A 22,103-nucleotide genomic window follows, 5' to 3' on the forward strand; every position below is an offset into this window, starting at 1 on the left:
GTGGCCGAACTTCGACGGGCCCGTCGATCCGTGTGGATCGGCGGGCCCTGTCGTGTTCCCGCCCGTGACCAGCGTGAGTTGCGTCCATGTGATTCGCCGGGTGGACACCGCTGTATGCCGTTCCGTAACCTGGCTGAGACCTTTTCGAGCGGAAGAACAGGAGCACCCGGTTCGTGGCGTCACTGAGGAAACGGTCCACCGCGGTCGCCGCCGGCGTGCTCACCCTCGCACTCGTCGGTGCCGGCACCGGCCCGGCAGTGGCGGATCCCGCGATCGACAATCCGACCGCGGCGCTCGAGAGGCTCACGGACCTGTCCCGACGGTCGGAGCAGACCACCGAGGCGATGCACAACGCGCAGATCGACCTCGATTCCAAGCTCGGCGTGCAGCGCGACGCCGAACAGCGCCACGACGCCGATCTGCGCCTGCTCGACGACGCCCGCGCCGCGATGGCGCAGTTCCAGCCCGCCGTGGACCGGCTGACCGCCGCCAACTATCAGGGCGGCCGCGTGAACCGACTGTTCGCGGTGATGGTGTCCGATTCGCCCCAGCAGCTGCTCGACCAGATGTCGACGCTCAGCGTGCTCTCCGCGGACACCGCCGCCCAGGTCGCGAAGTACAAGGCGGCCAGCGACGATGCGGCCGCCGCCGAGGAGGCGTCCCGCACGTCGGCCGACGAAGCCCGCACCGCCACCGAGCACGCCCGCTCGATCAGTGACGACCTCCAACGCACGCAGAGCGACCTGCAGTCGCAGATCGCGGACGTCACCCAGGCGTTCGCCGCGCTGACCAGCGCCGAGAAGGCAACACTCGCCGGCTCCGTGTTCCCGGCCGGGTACGACCCGGCGATCGTGCTGCAGGGGCTGGTGCCCGGCTCCAACGCGAGCGCACTGCAGGCGGCGCTGACCCAGGTCGGCAAGCCGTACGTGTGGGGTGCCACCGGCCCCGACGGCTACGACTGCTCCGGGCTGATGGTGTGGGCGTACCGGCAGATCGGCAAGGAGCTACCGCGGTCGAGTCAGGCGCAGGCCGCGGGCGGGACCCCGGTGCGCAAAGAGGACCTGCAGCCCGGCGACCTCGTCATCTTCTACTCGGATGCCTCGCACGTGGGCATGTACGCCGGCAACGGGAACATCGTGCACGCCTCGACCTTCGGCGTCCCGGTGAAGGTGGCACCGCTGGACGCGTACCCGTTCTACGGCGCTCGCCGGTACTGATCATCGAGCGGGGGGACGCGACGCGGTCGCCGCGCCGCAGGATCCGGGCGTGGGAGGCGGCTGCCCTCGGTGGTCTGCTGGTCGTGGTGGCGGGGGCGGCGCTCGTGGTGCAGCAGGCCGAGCCGGCCACGACGGCTCCGCCGGCAGCCGAGGCGAATCCGTTCGAGCAGGCGCGTCGTGCCGGTGTCCAGGACCTGCTCGACCGGTGGGCGGCGGCGACCCGGGCCGGTGACCAGGCGGCGCTCGCGGCGCTGTTCGACCCCGCCGCGATGCCGGAATTCCTGCCGTCCGAGATCCGGCGCGCGGCCAACCTCGGTGGTGTCCCACTGTCCGACTGGGGCTACGAGATCGGCACCGGCCCCGAGACACCGGTGCCCAGCGACCTGGCGGAGCAGCTGCAGGCGACCGACGTGTGGGCGCCGCAGGTCTACCTGCGCTACGCGATCGCGGGTGCCGACCAGGGGTCCACGCGCAAGCCGGTGTCACTGGTGGTCGCACGCCGCGGCGACACGTGGACCCTGGTCTCCGATCGTCCGCTGCCGGAGTACGACCGTCGAACATGGCGTGGCCCCTGGGATTTCGGTCCGGTCGTGGCACGGTCCGTGAGGACGGGTGAGACGGCCTCGGTGGTGCTCGGCCATCCCGGGCAGCAGCAGTGGATCGAGGCCATCGCCACCGAACTCGCCACCGCCGTCCCCACGGTGAGCGAGGTGTGGGGAGACGACTGGTCACGGCGCGCGGTGGTGATCGTCACCGCCGACCAGGACGAGTTCACCGAACAGGTCGGCGGCCAGCACAGCGGATCGGACATCGCCGCGGTCGCCGTCTCCGACGCGGTCACGCCCGGCTCGGGGACCGTCACCGGCCAGCGGATCGTGTTCAGCCCCAGTGCCGGTGAGCGGCTCACCGAGGCGTCCCGCCGGGCGGTCCTGCGCCACGAACTCACCCACGTCGCCACCCGGGCGACGACGACGGACGGGTCACCGATGTGGATGCTCGAGGGGTTCGCCGACTACGTCGGGCACCGGGGTTCCGGGGAGGACGTCCGGTCCGTCGCCCCGACGGTGTCGGCGGCGGTGGACCTCCACGGCCCTCCGGTGCGGTTGCCGTCCGACGCCGACTTCGCGGCGGGTGGCGAACGCGCTCTCGCCGCGTACGAATCCGCGTGGAGCGTCGCCGCTTTCGTCGCTGACCGGTTCGGGGAGGACCGACTGCGCGCCCTGTACCGGGAGCTGTCCACGGGGCCGGTGGACGCCGACGTCGTCGACGAGCGCGTCCGATCCGTGCTCGGGGTGTCGACCCGCGACCTGATCGGGCAGTGGGGCGCGTGGTTCGTGGACCGGATCGCCTGACGGCCTTCCCGCCACCCTGCGACACCGACGCGGGCGGGCACCGCCTACGGTGGACGCATGCGCCGAACCCTGTTGGTGACGAACGACTTTCCACCGCGACCCGGCGGCATCCAGTCCTACCTGCAGTCCCTGACCGCGGCGTTGCCCGCGGACCGGCTCGTCGTGTACGCGCCCCGGTGGCGCGGCGACAGTCACACCAGGTTCGACGCCGCGCAGCCGTTCGAGGTGGTCCGGCATCCGACCACGCTGATGGTGCCGACTCCACTGGTCGCGCGGCGCGCCGCGAAACTGATCCGCAGCCACGACTGCGAGAGCGTGTGGTTCGGTGCCTCGGCGCCGCTCGCGTTGCTGGCACCGCACCTGCGCCGCGCCGGCGCGCAGAACGTGGTCGCGAGCACGCACGGCCACGAGGTCGGCTGGTCGATGGTGCCGGGCGCGCGCCGGTCGTTGCGCCGGATCGGTGACACCACCGACGCGATCACCTACGTCAGCAAGTACACCCGCGGACGGTTCGCGTCCGCGTTCGGGCCCCGGTCCGGACTCGAACACCTGCCGCCCGGTGTCGACGCCGAGATCTTCCGCCCCGACCCGGCGGCGCGGGCCGAGCTGCGCGCGCGGTACGGGCTGGGGGAGCGGCCCACTGTCCTGTGCCTGTCCCGGCTGGTGCCCCGCAAGGGTCAGGACGTCCTGATCCGGGCGCTGCCGCGGATCCGGAAGCGGATCGACGGCGCGGTGCTGGTGATCGTCGGCGGCGGACCGTACGAGGAGTCGCTGCGCCGGCTGGTGCGGTCGGTCGGGGTCGAGGACCATGTCGTGTTCACCGGCGGCGTGCCCGCCGCGGAACTGGCCGCCCACCACACGATCGCCGACGTGTTCGCGATGCCGTGCCGCACGCGCGGCGCCGGACTGGACGTCGAGGGCCTGGGGATCGTGTTCCTGGAGGCGTCGGCGACCGGGGTGCCGGTGATCGCCGGCGACTCCGGCGGGGCACCGGAGACGGTGCGGGAGGGCGAGACCGGGCACGTGGTGCGCGGCCGGTCGGTGACCGCCGTGGCCGACGCCGTGGTCTCGGTGCTCGAGGACCGGGACCGGGCGGCGGCGATGGGGGCGGCCGGACGTCGCTGGGTGGTCGAGCAGTGGCGCTGGGAGACCCTGGCCGCCAAGCTCGCCGGCCTGCTGTAGGTGCGCTTCGCGCAGTGGTGCACTTGTGGAGGGCGGGCCGTCCGAAAGTGCACCACTGCGCTACGCGCATCATGCGTAGAGGGCCGCGATGACGTCGCCGTGGTTCTGGTGAATGATGTTGCGCTTGAGCTTGAGGGTCGGGGTGAGCTCGCCCGTCTCCTCCGTGAAGTCGACCGGCAGGATGCGGTACTTCTTGATCGACTCGGCGTGCGAGACGAGCTTGTTCGCCTCGGCGATCGCCTCGTCGACCTCCGCGACCAGGTCGGCGTCGGCCACCAGGTCCGCTACGGACGCACTCGTGGCCTTGCCGTTGCGCTCGAGCCACCCCGGCCATGCCTCCGGATCGATCGTGATCAGCGCGGCGATGAACGGCTTCTGATCACCCACGACCAGCGCCTGGCTGATCAGCGGGTGCGCCCGCAGGTGGTCCTCGAGGCCGGCCGGGGCCACGTTCTTGCCGCCGGCGGTGACGATGATCTCCTTCTTGCGGCCGGTGATGCTCAAATAGCCCTCGGTGTCGAGGGAGCCGAGGTCGCCGGTGTGGAACCAGCCGTCCTCGATGGCGTCGGCGGTGGCGGCCTCGTTGCGCCAGTACTCGGTGAACACCACCGGGCCGGCGAGCATGATCTCGCCGTCCTCGGCGATGCGGACCGAGTTGCCCGCCAACGGCTTTCCGACGGTACCGACCTTCTGGTGGCCCGGGGTGTTGACGGTGATCGCGGCGGTGGTCTCGGTGAGGCCGTAGCCCTCGTAGATCGTCACGCCGAGGCCGCGGAAGAAGTGCCCCAGCCGCGCGCCGAGCGGTGCGCCACCCGAGATCGCCAGCTGGCAGCGGCCGCCGAGCGCGGCCTTGAGCTTGCTGTACACCAGCCGGTCGAACACGGTGTGCTCGAGATTGAGGAGCAGGCCGGCGCCGCCGGTGTCCTGCGCCTGACTCCACTTCACCGCCACATCGGCGGCGAGGTCGAAGATCCGGCCCTTGCCCTCGCTGTGCGCCTTCTGCCGGGCGGTGTTGTAGACCTTCTCGAACACCCGCGGCACCGACAGGATGAAGTCCGGCTTGAATTCACCGAAGGTCGCGACCAGGTTCTTCGTGTCGGCGGTGTGGCCGACCGTCGCGCCGGCGTTGAACGCCGCCAGGCTGACCGCTCGGGCGAGCACGTGCGCCAGCGGCAGGAACATCAGGTTGCGGCGGCCCGGCTGAAGCAGGGCCCCGAATCCGGATGTCGCGATCGCCTGGGACTCCGCGAGCAGATTCGAGTGGGTCAGCATGCAGCCCTTGGGGCGGCCGGTGGTGCCGGAGGTGTAGATCAGTGTGGCCGGGTCGGCGGCCTTCAGCGCGGCGGTCCTGGTCCGCACCTGCTCGTCGGAGATCTCCGCGCCGCGTTCGACGAGCGCGGCGATCGCGCCGGCGCTGCCGTCGGTGGTCTCGATCTGCAGCAGCACTCGCAGGGCGGGGGACTGTTCGGCGACCTCGGCGACGGTGGTCCGGTGGCCGTCGTTCTCCACGATCAGCCCGACGGCGGACGAATCCTCGAGGATCCAGCGCACCTGCTCGGCGGAAGAGGTCTCGTAGACCGGGACGGTCACTGCGCCGGCCGCCCAGATCGCGAAGTCGAGGATCGGCCACTCGTATCGTGTCGCCGACATCAGGGCCACCCGGTCGCCGGGCTCGACGCCCGACGCGATCAGTCCCGTGGCGACGGCGGTGACCTGCTCGGCGACCTCGGCGGCGGTGACGTCGGTCCAGGTGCCACCCGTGAGCCGTCGGAACACGGCCAGGTTCGGGGTCGCGGCCGCGTGGTCGAAGACCGCGTCGACAGCGGATCCGTCGGCCGGAACGGTGAAGTTGGGGGGAACGCTGAATTCACGCACGTGAGGCCTCCGAACCTGCGGATACTGACGAGTAGGTTTGTGCTCGTGTCCACTCTAAACCCTGTCGGATGCGACCTGCGCCACGCCGGTCGGCCGGGATGTGTGAAGCTAAGCGGGTGAGCAGTATCCAGGTCGCGGACCAGACGTTCATCGCGGCGGCCCCGCAGCGGGTCGCCGAGTGCCTCGCCGTGCCCTCGAAATGGCGCCGGTGGTGGCCGGATCTGCGGATCGACGTCCGGGAGGACCGGGCGGAGAAGGGGATTCGCTGGTCGGTCGGCGGCGCGCTGACCGGGACCATGGAGATCTGGCTCGAACCCGAACTCGACGGCACGATCGTCCACTACTTCCTGCACGCCGAGCCGGTCGGTACCTCGCCCGCGGAGGCCGCCGGGCCGGACCTCGCCGGCATGAACCACGCGCGGCGACTGGCGGGCAAGGTGATGACCTTCGAGGCGAAACGGGAACTCGAGGCAGGACGCCCGGCGGGCGAGAGTCCGCAGCCGCGGTGAGGACGCCGCGGTACAGGTAGGAAAGGAGACGCTCGCCCGAATGCCCGAGAAGACCAAGATGTCGATCGCGATCGCCGCGCCGCCGCAGCGGGTGATGGACGTGATCGCGGACTACGACGCCTATCCGGAGTGGGTCGCTGCCGCCAAGTCCGTCGAGGTGCTCGAGGTCGGCGCGTCCGGGCGCGCGCGACAGGTTCGCTTCGTCCTGGACGCGGGAATGGTCAAGGACACCTACGTACTCGAGTTCGACTGGGCGTCCGACGGGCGCTCGGTCTCCTGGCATCTCGTCTCCGGTGAGATCCAGAAGGCGCAGACCGGTTCCTACACGCTCGAGCCGACGGCGGACGGGACGACCGTCGTGACGTACGAACTCACCGTCGACCTGACGATCCCGATGATCGGACTGTTCAAACGCAAGGCGGAGAAGGCGATCACCGACACCGCACTGAAGGAGTTGAAGAAGCGGGTGGAGGGCTGACCGCGAGGGCGGCCGACGCGCAGACGCGGGTGCGATTCGTCGTCGGCAAGGGTGGCGTCGGCAAGACGACGGTGGCGGCGGCGACCGCGGTGTCATTGGCGCGCAGGGGATCCCGTGTCCTGCTCGTCTCCCTGGACCAGGCGCACTCGGTCGCCGAGGTGATCGGTGCGCCACGGCGGCCCGGCACGTCCGACGCCCTCGCCGCGATCGACGGGACCGACCGCGACGGCGGCGGACTCGAGATCCTCGAACTCGACACCCTCGCTCTGCTCGAGCACAGGCTCGCGGGGGCGGCGGCGCTGGTGCCGGGCGGCCCCGAGCACGATCACTCGTTGTCGGTGCCCGACCCGGAGGAGCTGACCGCGCTGCCGGGAGCGCAGGAACTGGCCGGTCTCGTCGAGGTCACCCGGCTGGCCGACAGCGGCGACTGGGACGATCTCGTCGTGGACTGCCCGGCGACGGCGGACTCGTTGCGGCTGCTCACCGTGCCCGACCTGGTCGCCGACACGGTGGAACGGATCTGGCCGCAGCACCAACGGGTCACGCTCGGGCAGGGCACGACCCAGTGGCACCTGCTCGCAGCGATGATGATCGACCGGCTCGTCGCGTCGACCGCGCCGGTGCGGGCGCTGCTCGGCGATCCCGCGCGGACCGGGGTGCGACTGGTCGTCGGCCCGACGGTCGTCGCGGTCGCGGAGGCGAAACGCACCGTCACCGCGCTGGCCCTGATCGGTGTCGCGCTCGACGACGTTGTCGTCAACGGCCTTCTGCCACAGGACGATTCGATCCGAGACGATGGCTCTGCCGCCCCTGCGCTGCACTGGTACGTCCGGCGTGCGGCCGCGCAGCGGGCGATCGTCGCGGACCTGAGCGCCACGCTGCCCGCCGTCCCGGTCCACGTTGCCCACGACCGCGGTGACGAGCCGGTAGGGTTGAGCATTCTCGACGCTCTCGCCGACGACGTCGCGCAGTCCGGAGCCGTCACGGCCCCGGGCGCGGACGAACCGGAGTCGGCAGCGTCCCGGCACGTGCCGGCGGTGGAGCACGAATCAGGGGCGGGGGTGGACTCGGTGTACGCGCTGCGGATACCGCTGCCCCTCGTCGACCCGGCCACGATCACCCTGGGCCGGGTGGGCGACGACCTGCTGATCGGAGCCGCAGGCGTGCGCCGACGCATGACGCTGGCGTCCGTCCTGCGGCGCTGCGTCACCGTCGGCGCCGGCCTCGAGGGCGACGACCTGGTGGTGCGGTTCCGCCCCGACCCCGAGGTGTGGCCGCAGTGAGCGGGGATCACGCCGCCCTGATGGCGGAGCTGCGGTCGCTGGCCACCGCCGCACTCGACCGGATCGAGCCGATTCTCGAGCGGCTCGCCGAGAACGGACCGACAACGGCGACCACCGGATCCCCCAGCGCCGCCACCCCGGGTGCCGAGGCCGCTGAGCACGGGTCGTTCGGATGCAGCTGGTGTCCGGTGTGTGCCCTCGTCGCCCTCGTGCGCGGCGAGCAGCACGACCTGGTGACGCTGGTCGCGTCGCAGCTCACTGTCCTGATCGCGTGGGTGCGAGCACTGCTCGACGACTTCGCAGGCCCGACACCGCCGTCCGGCGGGCCGCCGGAGGACACACCTCGGCCACGCCGCGCCTTCGTGCCGATCCAGGTCCGGATCGACGACAATCCCACAACATGAGCACAGTCGGTTCGGGCGCCGGAGGCGCGGCGGGTTCGGGCGCCGGAGGCGCGGCGGGTTCGGGCGCGGCTCTGACGATCGGTGTCGACGTGGGCGGCACCAGCATCCGCGCCGCGGTCGTCGATGCGGACGGGCAGGTGCTCGACACGGCGCAGTCGCCGACACCGCGGTCGTCGCCGGCGCTCGAGGACGCGCTCGACCGGACGGTGCGGGAACTCGTCGCCCGGCACCCGATCGGCGCCGTCGGGTTGGCTGTCGCCGGATTCGTCTCCCGCGACCGCACCGTCGTCCGGTTCGCGCCGCACCTCCCGTGGACGAACGCCCCCGTGGCGGACGACCTCGCGGCGCGACTCGGTCTGCCGGTCGCCCTCGAACACGACGCGAACGCCGCGGCCTGGGCGGAGCGGCGATTCGGGGCGGCGACCGGTAGCGGGAACGTCGTCACCGTCGCGGTCGGGACGGGAATCGGCGCGGCCCTGCTGGTGGACGGAGAGCTCTACCGCGGCAGCAACGGCGTCGCCCCCGAACTGGGGCACCTGCAGGTGGTGCCCGACGGCCGCCTGTGCGCATGCGGCAAGCGCGGCTGCTGGGAGCGGTACTGCAGCGGCACCGCGCTCGTGGAGACGGCGATCGAACTGCTCGCGGCGGACCCCGCCGGCTCGACGGTCCTCGCCGCCGACGTCGCGCGGGACCCCGGGTCGCTGACCGGCAGGCGGATCGCCGGGGCCGCCCGGGACGGAGATCCGGTCGCGTTGCGCACCATGGCCGAATTCGCGCGGTGGCTGGGTCTGGGCCTGGCGATCGTCGCGGACGTCTTCGACCCCGAACTGGTGGTGATCGCCGGCGGGGTGGCGAGTTCGTCGGGGCTCTTCCTCGACGACGCCCGCGACCACTACGCACGGGCACTGACCGGTTCCGGGCACCGGCCCCTGGCCCGGATCCGCACCACCCAGCTGGGGGAGGCGGCCGCGATGGTCGGTGCCGCCGATCTCGCCCGCACCCTGCTCGTCTGAGCGTGGCGCGACGCGAAGCGGGGTATCCGTCATGACGACGGCCACAGCGGCGCTTCTCGTGTGGCCCGGTACACCGGGCCTCGGTACAGTCGACGGACCGAAGTGCGCTCACAGGCCGGGGAGATTGCGATGTGGTACTGGCTGTTCAAATACATTCTTCTCGGACCGATCCTGTTCGTCCTCGGTCGACCCAGAATCGAAGGGGCACACAATCTCCCGGCTCACGGCGCGGCGATCCTGGCGAGCAACCACCAGGCGGTGATGGACTCGTTCTACCTGCCGCTGCGGGCACCGCGGCGCATCACCTTCCTCGCCAAGAGCGAGTACTTCACCGGCACCGGATTGAAGGGCCGGTTCCAGCGGTGGTTCTTCACCGCCGTCGGTCAGGTCCCGATCGACCGGACGGGTGCCGACGCCGCTGCGGACGCGCTCGCCGCCGGCCTGAAGGTGCTCGGCGACGGCAAACTGCTCGGCATCTACCCGGAGGGCACCCGTTCCCCGGACGGCCGGCTCTACAAAGGCAAGACCGGCATGGCGCGGATGGCCCTCGCCGCGGGCGTGCCCGTGATCCCGGTCGCGATGATCGGCACCGACAAGCTCAACCCGATCGGATCGAGGTGGCCGCGGCCGGCCAAGATCGTCGTACGGATCGGTGAACCCATCGACTTCGGTCGCTTCGACGGTATGGCCGGGAACCGGTTCGTCGAACGCGCGGTGACCGACGAGGTGATGTACAAGCTGATGCAGCTGTCCGGGCAGGAGTACGTCGACATCTACGCCGCCACCCTGAAGAACAGGCCGGCCCAGCCACCCGAGGCCGACCGGATCCCCGACACCCGGGCGAGCTGAGCCGGAGACCTCAGGACACGGACACGGTCGCCGGTTCCTGCGGTGCGTCGCTGTCGGCGGATCGGACCGGGGCGAGTGGCAGGGCGGCGACGAGGATCAGCGTCACCAGCCCCCACCACACGTACGACGACGCGAGGAATTGGTCCCACAGCGGCCAGCCCAGGCCGCTGGTGCGGCCCGGGATCAGCACCCAGTGGGGCGCGATCACGAACAGGGCCGCGCCCGCGACGGTCCACGCCGCCCAGAACACCCGCCGAGCCGGATCCCGCTCGGATCGGTCCAGCGCCATCGCGGCGAACACCATCAGCAGCGGCACCGCCCACACCCAGTGATGCGACCACGACACCGGTGACACGAGCAGCCCGAACACCGCGGTCGTGGTCAGCGCCAGGGCCGGGCGGTGCGCCGCGAAGGCCCGGCGGACCGCGACGACGGTGACCGCGAGCGCCACGACGCTGCACAGCATCCACAGCGCACTCCGGGTCGCGTCGTCGAGTCCGAGGCGGGCGAGCATGCCGGTCAGCGACTGGTTCGCCGGGTACGCCGGCGTGCCGATCCGGTCCGAGTCCATGAGCGTCTCGGTCCAGTACTGCTTCGCGTCCGAGAAGGTCACCACGAACCCGATCGCGGTTCCGGCGAGGAACCCGACCCCGGTCGTCACGACCGAGCGAATGTCCTTGCGCAGCAGGAAGAACAGCACGAACACCGCCGGCGTCAGCTTCACCGCCGCGACCAGGCCGACGAGCAGACCCCGCGGCCACGGTGTCCGCGGCAGCAGGCAGTCGGCGACGACGAGGGCCATCAGGGCGATGTTGATCTGGCCGTAGTCGAGGGTGGACTGCACCGGTTCGAGCAGCAGCGCCGCCGCGGCCAGCGCCGCCGCGGTCCAGCCGATCGTGGACCGGCCCACCACCCCCAGCGCACGCAGCGTCAGCGCCACGGTCGCGACGAGCGCGGCCAGCGAGATCGCCGTCAATACGAAACTCGCCTGTTCGAGCGTGATCGCGGCGAGCGGTGCGAACACGATCGCCGCCAACGGCGGATACGTGAACGGCAGCTCCGAGCCGATCACCGTCGCGGGCATCGGGCCGTAGAGCGCGACGCCGTCCACGAGCGCCTTCCCGCCGATCCGGTAGACGTCGAGGTCGATCCGGTAGTAGTCGCCGAACTCGCGCAGCGGAGGCAGCCCGAACAGGTGGTAGCAGATCCCGGCGACGACAGCGGCGACGACCACGAGCCGGAGCAGGGCACCGGCCGGGGTGCCTGCGCGGGGGAGTCGCAGGCGCCCGCCGGACGCCGTCGACTCCGCTGCGTCGGCGGGTGCGGGCTCACGGGCAGGCGGCACGGTCATCCTTACGGTGTCGGACCCTGGGAGGTCGGGGGCGGTCGCATCACCGGCGCGGCGGGCACATAGGGTGCCCGTCGTGCGCTACTTCTACGACTGCGAGTTCATCGAGGATGGTCGCACAATCGACCTGGTCTCCATCGGCGTGGCCGCCGAGGACGGCCGGGAGTTCTATGCGGTGTCCACCGAGTTCGACCCGTCACGCGCCGGGAAGTGGGTGCGGTCGAACGTGCTGCCGAAACTGCCTCCGCCGTCGTCGCCCGTGTGGCGCAGCCGGGACAGGATCCGCGACGACCTGCTGAAGTTCCTGATCCCGCGGCCCGGCATCGTGCCCGAACTGTGGGCCTGGGTCGGGGCCTACGACCACGTCGCCTTCTGCCAGCTGTGGGGCGACATGACCGCGTTGCCGCAGTCGCTGCCCCGGTTCACCCGTGAACTCAAGCAGCACTGGGAGGACGCCGGCCGGCCCCTGCTTCCGCCCGCGCCGGGAGATGCGCACGACGCGCTCGCCGACGCCCGCCACAACCTCGCCAAGTTCGAGGCGATCCGGGTGGCGGGCACCCTGCGCTGACCGTCGGCGGGCGGTCACGGCTGGGCGACAATCACACCCTTGCGTGTCGGTCCTTCCGGCAACCGAATATCCTGAACGGGTGAACTGGACCGTCGACGTGCCGATCGACCGCTTGCCCCAACTCCCGCCGCTGCCCACGGCGCTGCGAGAGAAGCTGGACGCGGCGCTGGCCAAGCCAGCCGCCCAGCAGCCGTCGTGGCCGGCCGACCAGGCCGCAGCGATGCGCACCGTGCTCGAGAGCGTGCCTCCGATCACGGTGGCGAGCGAGGTCGAGGACCTGCAGAACCAGCTCGCGAGCGTCGCCCGGGGCGAGGCCTTCCTGCTCCAGGGTGGTGACTGCGCGGAGACGTTCGCGGACAACACCGAACCGCACATCAAGGGCAACATCCGCACGCTGCTGCAGATGGCCGTGGTGCTGACCTACGGAGCCTCGCTCCCCGTGGTCAAGGTCGCTCGCATCGCGGGCCAGTACGCGAAGCCCCGGTCCTCCGACACCGACTCCCTCGGTCTGTTGTCGTACCGCGGCGACATGGTCAACTCCCTCGTCGCGGACGAGGCGGTCCGCGTCCACGACCCGTCGCGCCTGGTTCGCGCCTACGCGAACGCCAGCGCCGCGATGAACCTGGTGCGGGCCATCACCGCGGCGGGCGAAGCCGACCTGCACCGCGTGCACGACTGGAACCGTGAGTTCGTCGCGTCCTCGCCGGCCGGCGCCCGGTACGAGGCCCTCGCCGCCGAGATCGACCGCGGCCTGCGTTTCATGGACGCGTGCGGTGTCGTGGATCCGAACCTGAAGGCCGCGAAGATCTTCGCCAGCCACGAGGCCCTGGTCCTGGACTACGAGCGGGCCATGCTGCGTCTCGACAACGACGACGAGCATCCCAAGCTCTACGACCTGTCCGCACACTTCCTGTGGATCGGTGACCGCACCCGCCAGCTCGACGGTGCGCACATCGCGTTCGCGGAGCTGCTCGCCAACCCGATCGGCCTCAAGATCGGCCCGACCACCACCCCGGAGATGGCGGTCGAGTACGTCGAGCGGCTCGACCCGACCGGCAAGCCGGGCCGACTGACCCTGATCTCCCGGATGGGCAACGGCAAGGTCCGGGACCTGCTGCCCGGCATCGTCGAGAAGGTGCAGGCGACCGGTCACCAGGTGATCTGGCAGTGCGATCCGATGCACGGCAACACCCACGAGTCCTCGACCGGGTACAAGACCCGCCACTTCGACCGCGTCGTCGACGAGGTACAGGGGTTCTTCGAGGTGCACAACGCGCTCGGCACCCACCCGGGTGGCATCCACGTCGAGCTGACCGGTGAGAACGTCACCGAGTGCCTCGGCGGCGCGCAGGACATCTCCGACCTCGACCTGTCCGGCCGCTACGAGACGGCGTGCGATCCGCGGCTGAACACCCAGCAGTCGCTCGAGCTGGCGTTCCTCGTCGCGGAGATGCTGCGCGGCTGAACAACTCCGAACCGGATTCCGCCCGCTCCGACCGTCGTCGGGGCGGGCCGGTCTCGTTCCCGGAGAGGATGTCGGTGGCGGAGGTTACGGTCGGTGGTGATCGAGACACCGACCGTTTCCACACGTGGAGGACCGACCGTGAAGATCACCGAACCGCAACTCGGCACCCCCTGTTGGGCCGAACTGGGCACCACCGACATCGCCGCCGCGGGCGCGTTCTACGGGGCGCTGCTCGGCTGGACCCCCGAGAAGGACCCGCACCCCGACGCCGGGGGATACACGCAGATGCTGCTCGGGGACGACCCGGTGGCCGCGGTGAGCCCGCTCTACCAGGAGGGTCAGCCCGTTGCGTGGACCGTGTCGATCGCCGTCGCGGACGCCGATGCGACGGTCGAGAAGGCCACGGCGGCAGGCGGTTCGGTGATCGCCGAGCCGATGGAGGTGTTCGATCTCGGCCGGTTCGCGGTGCTCGCGGACCCGGCCGGGGCGGTGTTCACGCTGTGGCAGGCGCGGACGTTCTCCGGGGCGTCCCGGCTGAACGAGACCGGCACGCTGTGCTGGATCGAACTGCGCACCCGCGACACCGCCGCCGCGCAGGCCTTCTACACCGAGGTGTTCGGCTGGACCGTCACCCCGGGTGAGAGCTACACCCAGTTCGGGGTCGAGGGACAGGACTTCGGCGGCATGATGGCGATGGGCCCGGACTTCCCCGACGGCATTCCGCCGCACTGGGCGCTGTACTTCGGGGTCGACGACGTCGACGCCGCTGCGGCCAAGACGTCCGAACTCGGTGGTGCCGTGCACGTTCCCGGCACCGACCTGCCCGGCACCGGCCGATTCGCCCTCCTCACCGACCCGCAGGGCGGCGCGTTCGCGGTGTACGGACCTTAGCGAGTCACCCGAGGCCAGATTCGGCGCCCCCGACGTCACCATCGCCCGCCTGCTGCGATCGTGACGCTGGGGGCATCCGAGAGGGACCAGGCGGCACGACCTAGCTGCCGGTGCTCCAGATCGGGTAGACGAAGTGGCCCGGCCCGCCGCCCGGCATCGTCGAACCCGAGACGTTGGGGAAGTCGACCGGCAGCTGCACCAGCTTGTGGGGGTTGCCCTGCAGGTCGGCCTGCCAACATTCGAGCAGCACACCGTGGAACGCGGTGCACACGATGCGGGTGCTGGTGCCGTACGGCGAGGTGAGCCGGTTCTTCGCGACGAACGGGTTCCAGTACTCCGGATTGTCCGGGGTGAGGAAGTCCTTCGTGTCGAACGGCACGACGGGGGTCGGGTAGTCGGGGACCGGTGGCCACTCGTCGGCGTGGGCGACGGCGGGAGCGCCGACGAGGGCGGCGGCGGCCGCCACCGTCACCGAGGCACGGGCGAGAGAGGTACGGCTGAGGACACGAGCGGTCATCGGATCTCCTCTGGACGTGTGACCGATGTATCGGCGGCCGGCACCCACGCGTTAACCGCGGGCGCCGGCCGACCGGGCCGCGCTGGTCCGGCCGCGCCGATCAGGCCGCGGTCCCGGTGGTCGGCATGAGCCGGGCCAGGACGTCGGTGAGGGTGATCAGGCCGATCAGCCGCTCCCCGTCGGTGTGGTCCCGGACCAGCGCGATGTGGCTGCGGGTACCCCGCATGGTGGCGAGCGCCTCGTAGACCGGTGTGCGGACGTCGAGGGTGATCAGCTCACGCCGCAGGTCACGGGCCCGGACGCCGGGCTGCGCCCGGAGGCTGTCGCGGACGTGCAGGACACCGTCGATCCGGCCGCCGGTGCGGACCACCAGACGCAGGTGGCCGCTGCGGTCGGCGGCCGCCCGGATCTGCTCGGCGGTGGCGTCCGCGTCCACACCGCTCGGGTCGCTGTTCGGCGCGGTGATGTCACCGACCGTGAGAGCCTCGAGCTCCAGCGCACCGGTCAGGTGGCCGTGGTACCTCTCGTCGAGGGTGCCGACGCTCGCCGAGTGCTCCACCAGGTGGCGCAGAGAGTCCGGGTCCTGACCCGAGGACACCTGGTCGACAGGTTGGACCCCGACCTTCGCCAGGCACCGGTTCGCCAGCCGGTTCAGGCTCACGATCAGTGGCCTGGTCAGCCACATGAATCCGCGCATCGGGATCGCCAGCAGCGTCGCCGACCTCTCGGGATGCGCGATCGCCCACGACTTCGGCGCCATCTCGCCCACCACCAGGTGCAGGAACGTCACGATGATCAACGCGAGGACGAACCCGGCCACGTCGGCGAGCCAACCCGGGACGCCCCAACTCGCGAAGGCCGGCGTGAGCCAGTGGTGCACGGCAGGTTTCGTCACTGCGCCGAGTGCGAGGGTGCAGACGGTGATGCCGAGCTGGGAGCCCGCGAGAAGCACCGACAGTTCGGACGCGCTGCGCAGTGCCGCGCGCGCCGAACGGCTCGACGGCGCGGCGTCCTCGAGGCGGTGTCTGCGGGCGGCGATCAGGGCGAACTCGACCGCGACGAAGAACGCGCTCGCCGCGATCAGCAGTGCCGTGACGGCGAGGACGATCCAGGGGTTGCTCATCGGTGGGCGCCCTCTCCGGTGTGCACGGTCACGAACAGCGAGGACGGCACGTGCTTGTCGACGGCGCGGACCGTGACCCGCAGGAACGTCGGTGCCTGCGGCTCGTCGGCGACGAGGTCGGCCGGGTCCGTGGGCAGCGCGATCTCGACAGTGTCGCCGGTGCCGGGAAACCCGCCGAACTCGGTGATCACCAGGCCTGCGAACGTCTCGTAGTCGTCGTCCTCGGGGAGGTTCTCGTCGAGCACCCGCGCCACCTCGTCGACATGCACGCGGCCCGGCACGAGCCAGCCGCCGTCGACGGCCACGACCTCGGTGGCTTCGTGGTCGGGGTCGTGTTCGTCGGCGATCTCACCGACGAGCTCCTCGGCCATGTCCTCGACCGTCACGACCCCGGCGAATCCGCCGTACTCGTCGACGACCAGCGCCATCTCGTCCTTCGCCTCGGCGAGCCGTGCGAGAAGGTCGGGCAGCGGCAGGGTCGTCGGCACGACCACGGCGGGACGCGCCCGGTCCGCCGCGGTCCCGGTCGGGTCCGGACCCAGCAGGTCGTGCAGGTGCACCACGCCGAGGAGGTCGTCGCTGCTCGACCCGACCACCGGGTAGCGGGTGTGGCCGGAGCCCATCCGCGCGATCACGTCGCCGATCTGCTCGTCGGCGCGGACGACGTCGACGAGGGCCCGGGGGATCATCGCGTGCTCCGCGGTGCGGGTCGGGAAGTCGAGGACGCGGTCGAGCAGGGTGGACAGCTCGCGGGGGAGCTCACCGGTATCGCGGGACTCGGCGACGATGTGCTCGAGGTCGCGGGGGGTCGCGGAGTGCTCCACGTCGTGGACCGGTTCGATCCGCAGCGCCCGCAGCAGCAGATTCGACGACGTGTCGAACAGCCGGATCAGCCATCCGAACAGCGTCAGATACACGGTGGTCGACAGCGCGAGCCTCCGGGCGACCGGCTCGGGACGGGCGATGGCGAGGTTCTTCGGGAAGAGCTCACCGAAAACCATCTGCACGACGGTGGAGAACAGCACCGCGAGGACGGCGCCCACGGCGACGCCGACACCGGTCGGGATGCCGACACCGCCCGTCATCTCGCCGAGGCCACGACCGATGAGGGGTTCGGCGACGTAGCCGACGAGCAGTCCGGTGACGGTGATGCCGAGTTGAGCGCCCGAGAGCATGAACGAGGTGCGGCGGGTGACGCCGAGGGCGCGGGCGGCGGACGCGTCGCCGGCGTGCGCGCGGGCCTCGAGCCGGGAACGGTCCACGGCCATGAAGGCGAATTCCTGGGCCACGAAGTAGCCGGTCAGTGCGGTGATCGCGAGGACGACGGCGACACCGAGAAGGATTCCGAGGACGGTCAGCACGTCGACTCCGGCAGGGTCGGACCGACACTCGGGTGGGGCGGGACGGGTCTTCGAGGTTTACGCGGAGCGCGCTTCATTGCCTGCTTTCGTGTGGGGACATCGGCTCTCCCAATTGGGACGAACCGACCACCACCGTAGTTCCCCGGCCGGGCCCGCGTGTGAGCAGGACGACGTGGGGTCAGGGCAGCGCGGTGAGGGTGACGGTGCTGCCCGGCTCGACGCGGGTACCCGAACCCGGGTTCTGCGTGAACACCAGCGACCGGTCCGACTCGGCCACTTGACGCACCTGCACGTCGAGCCCGAGGCCGACGAGTTCGTCGCGTGCGGAGCGGACGGTACGTCCGATCATCGACGGAACGCGCACCGCGGTCGACACCGTGAGCGTCACGCGTGAACCCGCTCCGACCGTGGTGCCCACCGCGGGATCGGAGCCGACCACGTCGCCGGCGTCGACACCGGCGTCGAAGACCTCGCGGGTGTCGGAGACGACGATCCCGACGGCATCGAGGGCGGCGCGGGCCTGGTCGACCGATTTGCCGCGCACGTCCGGGACCTGCACGGGCGGTGACCCCTTGCTCCGCACGACCCGGACCTCGGAACCGACGTTCAGCACGGTCCCGGGACCGGGATCGAGCGCCGCGACCGCGCCGACCGGGGCGTTGGTGCTGTACGCCTCGCCGCCGTCCGCCGGGACGAACGTGCGAGCGCGCAGATCGTTCTCGACCTGAGTCGCGTCCGCGCCGATCGTCAGGTTCGGCACCGCCGGCCGGCCCAGCGAGACCAGGAGCGCGACCGTGCCGTCACGCGTGACCTTCGCGCCCGGGTCCGGATCCGTGCCGAGGAGGGCGTCGACGGGGGCGGTGTCCGAGTACTCGCCACGGATCTGTGTGCTCAGGCCCGCCGCCTCGATCGCCGTCGTCGCGGCCGCCCGATCCATGCCGGTCACCACGGGAACCGACGTGTAGCGACCCGAGCCGAGCCACCAGCCGCCGACGCCGACCGCCGCGGCGAGCAGCAGGATGACCGTCAACCAGATCAGGATCGTGCGCCGCGAACGCAGCCGCTGCGCCGCGAAGTCCGGAAAGTCGTACTGTGCGGGTCCACGTCGCTCCGGATCCGGTTCCGCGTCGTGCTCGGTGCGCCGCGTCTGCGCGGTCACCACCTTCGTCGGCTGCGCCACGGCGTGCTCGACCGCCGGATGCGCGAGGGCCGTGGTCGGTGCGGCCCGCGTCACCTCCGTCGGCGCCCCGGGGGCGCCCCGGCCCGTCACCGTGGTCTTCGCCGTGGAGCCGGGCTGCGCCGTGGCGGTGGTCGCCGTCACGGTGGTCGCGCCCGCCACCTGCATCGCGGCGCTCAGGTGCTGCGCCGAACGGCGTGGGGCCGGCACGCGGTACTCGGGCAGACCCAACTGCCGGGCCGCGCCACGCAACGCCGCCGCCATCTCCCCGGCGTGGGAGTACCGATCGTCCGGGTCGCGGGCCGTCGCCGTGAGCACCAGCCGGTCGAACTCCGGGGGCACCCCGGGAATCGACGCGCTCGGCGGCGGGACGTCGGCGTTGATGCGCTGGTAGGCGATCGACAGCGACGTGTCCCCGGTGAACGGTGTCCGTCCGGTCAACATCTCGAACAGCAGCACGCCGGTCGCGTACACGTCGCTGCGGGCGTCCGCGTTCCCCGAGGTGACCTGCTCGGGAGACAGGTAGGCCGCGGTACCGAGGATGACACTCGAGGAGGTGACATTCGAACCGGCCACCGCCCGGACCAGCCCGAAGTCGGCGATCTTCACCTCACCGGAATCGGAGATCAGCACGTTCTCGGGTTTGATGTCGCGGTGCACCAGCCCGGCCCGGTGGGCCACCGCGAGCGCGTCGAGCACCGGACCCGCCACCGCCGCCGCGGCGTGCGGCGGCATCGGACCGCGCTCACGCAGCAGCTCACGCAGCGTCCCGCCCGCGACGAGTTCCATCACCAGGAACGCGTGCTCACCGTCGATGCCCTGGTCGTACACCGCGACCAGACCCGGATGACTGAGCCGGGCGACCGCGCGGGCCTCGAACTCGAACCGCGACAGGAACTGGGGGTCCTGCGCGAACTTCGGGTCCATCACCTTGATCGCCACGGGGCGGTCCAACCGCAGATCCATCCCCTGGTAGACCATCGACATGCCGCCGCGCGCGACCGGGGCGTCCACCCGATAGCGTCGGTCGAGCAGCTCGCCGATCAGCCGATGATCACCTGGCCCCACCCGCAGATACCCCTGTTCCCGTTCGTCGTGTCGGAGCGCCGCCCGGACGGGCGCACAACCGTGTCGGTTCGATGGTAGCCAGCGCGGTCACGGGCCGGCCCAACCCGATACGGTTACCGGTGTGAGTGCAATTCCCTACACCGACGACGTCCTCGACCCCGGCGTCGAGTTGCTCCAGCTGCCCGATGTGGCCAAACTCCTCGGTCTCGTCGTCACGCGCGTCCACCAGATGCTGCGCGACGGCGAACTCGTCGCGGTGCGGCGGAACGGGATCGTCGGGATCCCCGAGGAGTTCTTCGCCGACGGCGACATCGTGCGGCTGCTGCCCGGACTGCTGGTCGTCCTGCGCGACGGCGGCTACAGCGACGCCGAAATCCTGCGTTGGCTGTTCACCGAGGACCAGACACTGCCCGGCACCCCCGTCGCCGCCCTGCACACCGACTCCGCCCGTGAGGTCGTCCGCCGGGCGCAGGCGATGGCGTTCTGACCGGCACCGCCGGCGTGGCGTTCTGACCGGCACCGGTGTGGCTTCCGGCCGGAGACCCTCCGTTTCGCGCGCGAAGGCGCGGGCCCGCGTCCTACGCTGACGGCATGACCGGTTTCGCTGGCAAGGTCGTGTTCGTCACCGGGGCAGCCCGGGGTGTCGGTGAGGAGGTCGCGCGCCGGCTGCACCGACGCGGTGCGCGACTGGTGCTGGTGGACCTCGATGCCGAACCGCTCACCGACCTCGCCGCCGCCCTCGGTGACCGGGTGGTGACCCAGGTCGCGGACGTCACCGATCTCGCCGCGATGGACGCCGCGGTCGCGGCCGGGATCGACGCGTTCGGCGGCATCGACATCGTCATCGCGAACGCCGGTGTCGCCAGTTACGGATCGGTGCTCGGGGTCGATCCCGTGGCCTTCCGCCGCGTCGTCGACGTCAACATCCTCGGCGTCTTCCACACGGTGCGTGCGGCGCTGCCCGCGATCATCGAACGGAAGGGCTACGTGCTCGTCGTGTCGTCGTTGGCGGCGTTCGCCGCCGAGCCGGGGATGGCGGCGTACGCGGCGTCGAAAGCCGGTGTCGAGCACTTCGCGAACGCGCTGCGGCTCGAGGTGGCCCACCACGGTGTCGCGGTCGGGTCCGCGCACATGGGGTGGATCGACACCCCGCTGGTGCGGGACGCGAAAGCCGATCTCGGCACCTTCCGGACGATGCTCGACACCCTGCCGGGACCGGTCGGGAAGACGACGTCGGTGCAGGCGTGCGGGCAGCGATTCGAGAAGGGAATCGAACGGCGCGCGCGACGGATCGACGTGCCCGGATGGGTGGCGGCTGCGCGCTGGCTCCGTCCACTGGTGCAGTCCCGACTCGCCGAGGGCCGCACCCGCAGGCACGCGGCGGCGACGATGTCCGAGATGGACGCCGAGGTCGCCGCGCTCGGCCGGTCCGTCAGCGCCCGCACCCGGGCATTGGGCGACGGACACACGGCCGGCTAGCCGGTGACCGCCCGGATCGCGGCCCCTGCCAGCCGAGGTGCCACGATCGCGACCCGCCGGCGGCGCGGGACCACCGCCCGCCGGTCCAGCACCCGGTAGCCACCCCGTTCGATCTCGTCGAGGATCGCCGCGTACAGGTCGAACGCGGCGACGATTCCGGGGCGCACCCGCGGCGCGAGCATCGCGATGCCCGGCTCCGCGAGCCGGTACCAGTGCCGGTTGATCGCCACCAGGTGCGCGAGCGCCCGTTCGATCCGCGGGTCCGCACGCCCGTCGGCCCGCCGCGCGCGCAGCAGATCGGCGTCGACGCCGAACGCCGCGAGTTCGTCGCCGGGCAGATACACCCGACCCCGGTCGAGGTCCTCGCCGACATCACGCAGGAAGTTCGTCAGCTGGAACGCCTCGCCGAGCGCGGCGGCCGCCGGCGCCGCGTCCTCCAACGGGGTGACCGTCCCGAGCACCGGCAGCATCTGCAACCCGATCGCGGCGGCCGAGCCGTGCATGTATCCGCGGAGCTCGGCCATCGTCGCGTAGGACGACCGGTACCCGGGTGCACCCGGGAGGTCCATCCGCATCGCGGCCAGAAACGACGCGACGTGCGTGGGGTCGATGCCGTATCGGCCGATGGTGTCGGCGGCCGCGCGGACCACGGGTCGGGCCCCCGCCGTGGAACCGGCGAGTGCCCGCGCGAGTTCGGACTCGACGGCGTCGAGTTCGGCCAGGCACTCCGACGTGGGGCGGCCGAATCGGGTGTCGACGTCGACCAGATCGTCGACGGTGCGGGCGAATCCGTACAGTGCGTGCACGGCCGGGCGGTCCCGACGCGGCAGCAGTCGGGTCGCGAGGTGGTAGCTCCGGCCGTGTTCGGCGGCGAGCCGGCGGCAGTGTTCGTACGCTCCGTCGAGGTCCGCGGGGACCGACGGGTCGTGCAGTGCGGTCATCGC

21 protein-coding genes are annotated in these 22,103 nt (G+C 71.4%); 14 read left to right on the forward strand and 7 right to left on the reverse strand.

Annotation, left to right across the window (positions count from 1 at the left end; genetic code table 11):
- Positions 1 to 173 precede the first annotated feature (173 nt).
- From ACFYVR_RS17885 to ACFYVR_RS17895, 3 genes are all read left to right on the forward strand, one after another.
- Entirely contained in the window at positions 174 to 1,217 is a 1,044-nt protein-coding gene (locus ACFYVR_RS17885) for an NlpC/P60 family protein (RefSeq protein ID WP_387475477.1), read from the forward strand.
- Between the two features lie 86 nt (positions 1,218 to 1,303).
- Entirely contained in the window at positions 1,304 to 2,569 is a 1,266-nt protein-coding gene (locus ACFYVR_RS17890; protein WP_387475479.1) for a hypothetical protein, read from the forward strand.
- 57 nt (positions 2,570 to 2,626) lie between these two features.
- Complete coding sequence (locus ACFYVR_RS17895) at positions 2,627 to 3,751, forward strand: glycosyltransferase family 4 protein (RefSeq protein WP_387475481.1); 1,125 nt, start codon at positions 2,627 to 2,629, stop codon at positions 3,749 to 3,751.
- A gap of 69 nt (positions 3,752 to 3,820) precedes the next feature.
- Here ACFYVR_RS17895 and ACFYVR_RS17900 read toward each other — a convergent pair whose 3' ends face one another.
- Complete coding sequence (locus ACFYVR_RS17900) at positions 3,821 to 5,626, reverse strand: AMP-dependent synthetase/ligase (protein ID WP_387475483.1); 1,806 nt, start codon at positions 5,624 to 5,626, stop codon at positions 3,821 to 3,823.
- 116 nt (positions 5,627 to 5,742) lie between these two features.
- Here ACFYVR_RS17900 and ACFYVR_RS17905 point away from each other — a divergent pair, with 116 nt between their 5' ends.
- The 6 genes from ACFYVR_RS17905 (at position 5,743) to ACFYVR_RS17930 (ending at position 10,162) form a co-directional block, all read left to right on the forward strand.
- A complete protein-coding gene (locus tag ACFYVR_RS17905) occupies positions 5,743 to 6,135 on the forward strand; it encodes a polyketide cyclase / dehydrase and lipid transport (protein ID WP_387475485.1) in 393 nt (130 codons plus the stop codon).
- A gap of 40 nt (positions 6,136 to 6,175) precedes the next feature.
- Positions 6,176 to 6,613, forward strand: a complete 438-nt coding sequence (locus tag ACFYVR_RS17910) for an SRPBCC family protein (RefSeq protein ID WP_387475487.1) — start codon at positions 6,176 to 6,178, stop codon at positions 6,611 to 6,613.
- 29 nt (positions 6,614 to 6,642) lie between these two features.
- Positions 6,643 to 7,896: an ArsA family ATPase gene (locus ACFYVR_RS17915; protein WP_387475489.1), complete on the forward strand. Its 1,254-nt coding sequence runs from the start codon at positions 6,643 to 6,645 to the stop codon at positions 7,894 to 7,896.
- On the forward strand, positions 7,893 to 8,300 hold the full coding sequence (locus ACFYVR_RS17920) for a hypothetical protein (RefSeq protein ID WP_387475491.1): 408 nt from the start codon (positions 7,893 to 7,895) through the stop codon (positions 8,298 to 8,300). The genes ACFYVR_RS17915 and ACFYVR_RS17920 overlap by 4 nt, the downstream gene beginning before the upstream one ends.
- The gene (locus tag ACFYVR_RS17925) at positions 8,297 to 9,313 is read left to right on the forward strand and encodes an ROK family glucokinase (RefSeq protein ID WP_387475493.1); all 1,017 of its coding nucleotides are present in this window, start codon (positions 8,297 to 8,299) and stop codon (positions 9,311 to 9,313) included. Before ACFYVR_RS17920 ends, ACFYVR_RS17925 begins: the two co-directional genes overlap by 4 nt.
- Before the next feature lie 129 nt (positions 9,314 to 9,442).
- The gene (locus ACFYVR_RS17930) at positions 9,443 to 10,162 is read left to right on the forward strand and encodes a lysophospholipid acyltransferase family protein (RefSeq protein WP_387475495.1); all 720 of its coding nucleotides are present in this window, start codon (positions 9,443 to 9,445) and stop codon (positions 10,160 to 10,162) included.
- Between the two features lie 10 nt (positions 10,163 to 10,172).
- Here ACFYVR_RS17930 and ACFYVR_RS17935 read toward each other — a convergent pair whose 3' ends face one another.
- Positions 10,173 to 11,513 carry a glycosyltransferase 87 family protein gene (locus ACFYVR_RS17935; protein WP_387475497.1) on the reverse strand — a complete coding sequence of 447 codons (1,341 nt, stop codon included), beginning with the start codon at positions 11,511 to 11,513 and terminating at the stop codon, positions 10,173 to 10,175.
- 73 nt (positions 11,514 to 11,586) lie between these two features.
- On the opposite strand from ACFYVR_RS17935, the gene ACFYVR_RS17940 reads away from it, so the two are divergent.
- From ACFYVR_RS17940 to ACFYVR_RS17950, 3 genes are all read left to right on the forward strand, one after another.
- A complete protein-coding gene (locus tag ACFYVR_RS17940) occupies positions 11,587 to 12,078 on the forward strand; it encodes a polyadenylate-specific 3'-exoribonuclease AS (protein ID WP_387475499.1) in 492 nt (163 codons plus the stop codon).
- A gap of 79 nt (positions 12,079 to 12,157) precedes the next feature.
- On the forward strand, positions 12,158 to 13,543 hold the full coding sequence (locus ACFYVR_RS17945; RefSeq protein ID WP_387475501.1) for a class II 3-deoxy-7-phosphoheptulonate synthase: 1,386 nt from the start codon (positions 12,158 to 12,160) through the stop codon (positions 13,541 to 13,543).
- A 138-nt stretch (positions 13,544 to 13,681) separates the two neighbouring features.
- Positions 13,682 to 14,434 carry a VOC family protein gene (locus ACFYVR_RS17950; protein ID WP_387475503.1) on the forward strand — a complete coding sequence of 251 codons (753 nt, stop codon included), beginning with the start codon at positions 13,682 to 13,684 and terminating at the stop codon, positions 14,432 to 14,434.
- A gap of 100 nt (positions 14,435 to 14,534) precedes the next feature.
- Here the strand turns inward: ACFYVR_RS17950 and ACFYVR_RS17955 are convergent, their stop codons facing one another.
- The 4 genes from ACFYVR_RS17955 to pknB all read right to left on the reverse strand — a co-directional run bounded on the left by ACFYVR_RS17955 (position 14,535) and on the right by pknB (position 19,680).
- The gene (locus tag ACFYVR_RS17955; RefSeq protein ID WP_387475505.1) at positions 14,535 to 14,951 is read right to left on the reverse strand and encodes a hypothetical protein; all 417 of its coding nucleotides are present in this window, start codon (positions 14,949 to 14,951) and stop codon (positions 14,535 to 14,537) included.
- 100 nt (positions 14,952 to 15,051) lie between these two features.
- Positions 15,052 to 16,074: a hemolysin family protein gene (locus ACFYVR_RS17960; protein WP_387475507.1), complete on the reverse strand. Its 1,023-nt coding sequence runs from the start codon at positions 16,072 to 16,074 to the stop codon at positions 15,052 to 15,054.
- Entirely contained in the window at positions 16,071 to 17,435 is a 1,365-nt protein-coding gene (locus tag ACFYVR_RS17965; RefSeq protein WP_387475509.1) for a hemolysin family protein, read from the reverse strand. The genes ACFYVR_RS17960 and ACFYVR_RS17965 overlap by 4 nt, the downstream gene beginning before the upstream one ends.
- Positions 17,436 to 17,613: 178 nt before the next feature.
- Positions 17,614 to 19,680: a Stk1 family PASTA domain-containing Ser/Thr kinase gene (pknB, locus tag ACFYVR_RS17970; RefSeq protein WP_387475511.1), complete on the reverse strand. Its 2,067-nt coding sequence runs from the start codon at positions 19,678 to 19,680 to the stop codon at positions 17,614 to 17,616.
- Positions 19,681 to 19,801: 121 nt separating this feature from the next.
- Here pknB and ACFYVR_RS17975 point away from each other — a divergent pair, with 121 nt between their 5' ends.
- Together ACFYVR_RS17975 and ACFYVR_RS17980 are read left to right on the forward strand one after the other, a co-directional pair.
- Positions 19,802 to 20,167 carry an Rv2175c family DNA-binding protein gene (locus ACFYVR_RS17975; protein ID WP_387475513.1) on the forward strand — a complete coding sequence of 122 codons (366 nt, stop codon included), beginning with the start codon at positions 19,802 to 19,804 and terminating at the stop codon, positions 20,165 to 20,167.
- Positions 20,168 to 20,271: 104 nt separating this feature from the next.
- Positions 20,272 to 21,159, forward strand: a complete 888-nt coding sequence (locus tag ACFYVR_RS17980) for an SDR family oxidoreductase (RefSeq protein ID WP_387475515.1) — start codon at positions 20,272 to 20,274, stop codon at positions 21,157 to 21,159.
- On the opposite strand, the gene ACFYVR_RS17985 is transcribed toward ACFYVR_RS17980, so the two are convergent.
- Positions 21,156 to 22,100 (reverse strand): phytoene/squalene synthase family protein, encoded by a 945-nt coding sequence (locus ACFYVR_RS17985; protein WP_387475517.1) that lies wholly within the window; start codon positions 22,098 to 22,100, stop codon positions 21,156 to 21,158. The two genes, ACFYVR_RS17980 and ACFYVR_RS17985, sit on opposite strands and share 4 nt — an antisense overlap.
- Positions 22,101 to 22,103 lie beyond the last annotated feature (3 nt).

The organism is Rhodococcus sp. NPDC003318 (assembly GCF_042879035.1).
In the GTDB taxonomy this organism is placed as follows: Bacteria; Actinomycetota; Actinomycetes; order Mycobacteriales; family Mycobacteriaceae; genus Rhodococcus_G.

What these genes read in the sequence shown, in the direction of transcription:
- ACFYVR_RS17980 (WP_387475515.1), top strand. Translation starts at nt 20,272, where the DNA reads ATGACCGGTTTCGCTGGCAAGGTCGTGTTCGTCACCGGGGCAGCCCGG.
- ACFYVR_RS17955 (WP_387475505.1), bottom strand. Translation starts at nt 14,951, where the DNA reads ATGACCGCTCGTGTCCTCAGCCGTACCTCTCTCGCCCGTGCCTCGGTG.
- ACFYVR_RS17925 (WP_387475493.1), top strand. Translation starts at nt 8,297, where the DNA reads ATGAGCACAGTCGGTTCGGGCGCCGGAGGCGCGGCGGGTTCGGGCGCC.
- ACFYVR_RS17930 (WP_387475495.1), top strand. Translation starts at nt 9,443, where the DNA reads ATGTGGTACTGGCTGTTCAAATACATTCTTCTCGGACCGATCCTGTTC.
- ACFYVR_RS17895 (WP_387475481.1), top strand. Translation starts at nt 2,627, where the DNA reads ATGCGCCGAACCCTGTTGGTGACGAACGACTTTCCACCGCGACCCGGC.
- ACFYVR_RS17960 (WP_387475507.1), bottom strand. Translation starts at nt 16,074, where the DNA reads ATGAGCAACCCCTGGATCGTCCTCGCCGTCACGGCACTGCTGATCGCG.
- ACFYVR_RS17985 (WP_387475517.1), bottom strand. Translation starts at nt 22,100, where the DNA reads ATGACCGCACTGCACGACCCGTCGGTCCCCGCGGACCTCGACGGAGCG.
- ACFYVR_RS17935 (WP_387475497.1), bottom strand. Translation starts at nt 11,513, where the DNA reads ATGACCGTGCCGCCTGCCCGTGAGCCCGCACCCGCCGACGCAGCGGAG.
- ACFYVR_RS17910 (WP_387475487.1), top strand. Translation starts at nt 6,176, where the DNA reads ATGCCCGAGAAGACCAAGATGTCGATCGCGATCGCCGCGCCGCCGCAG.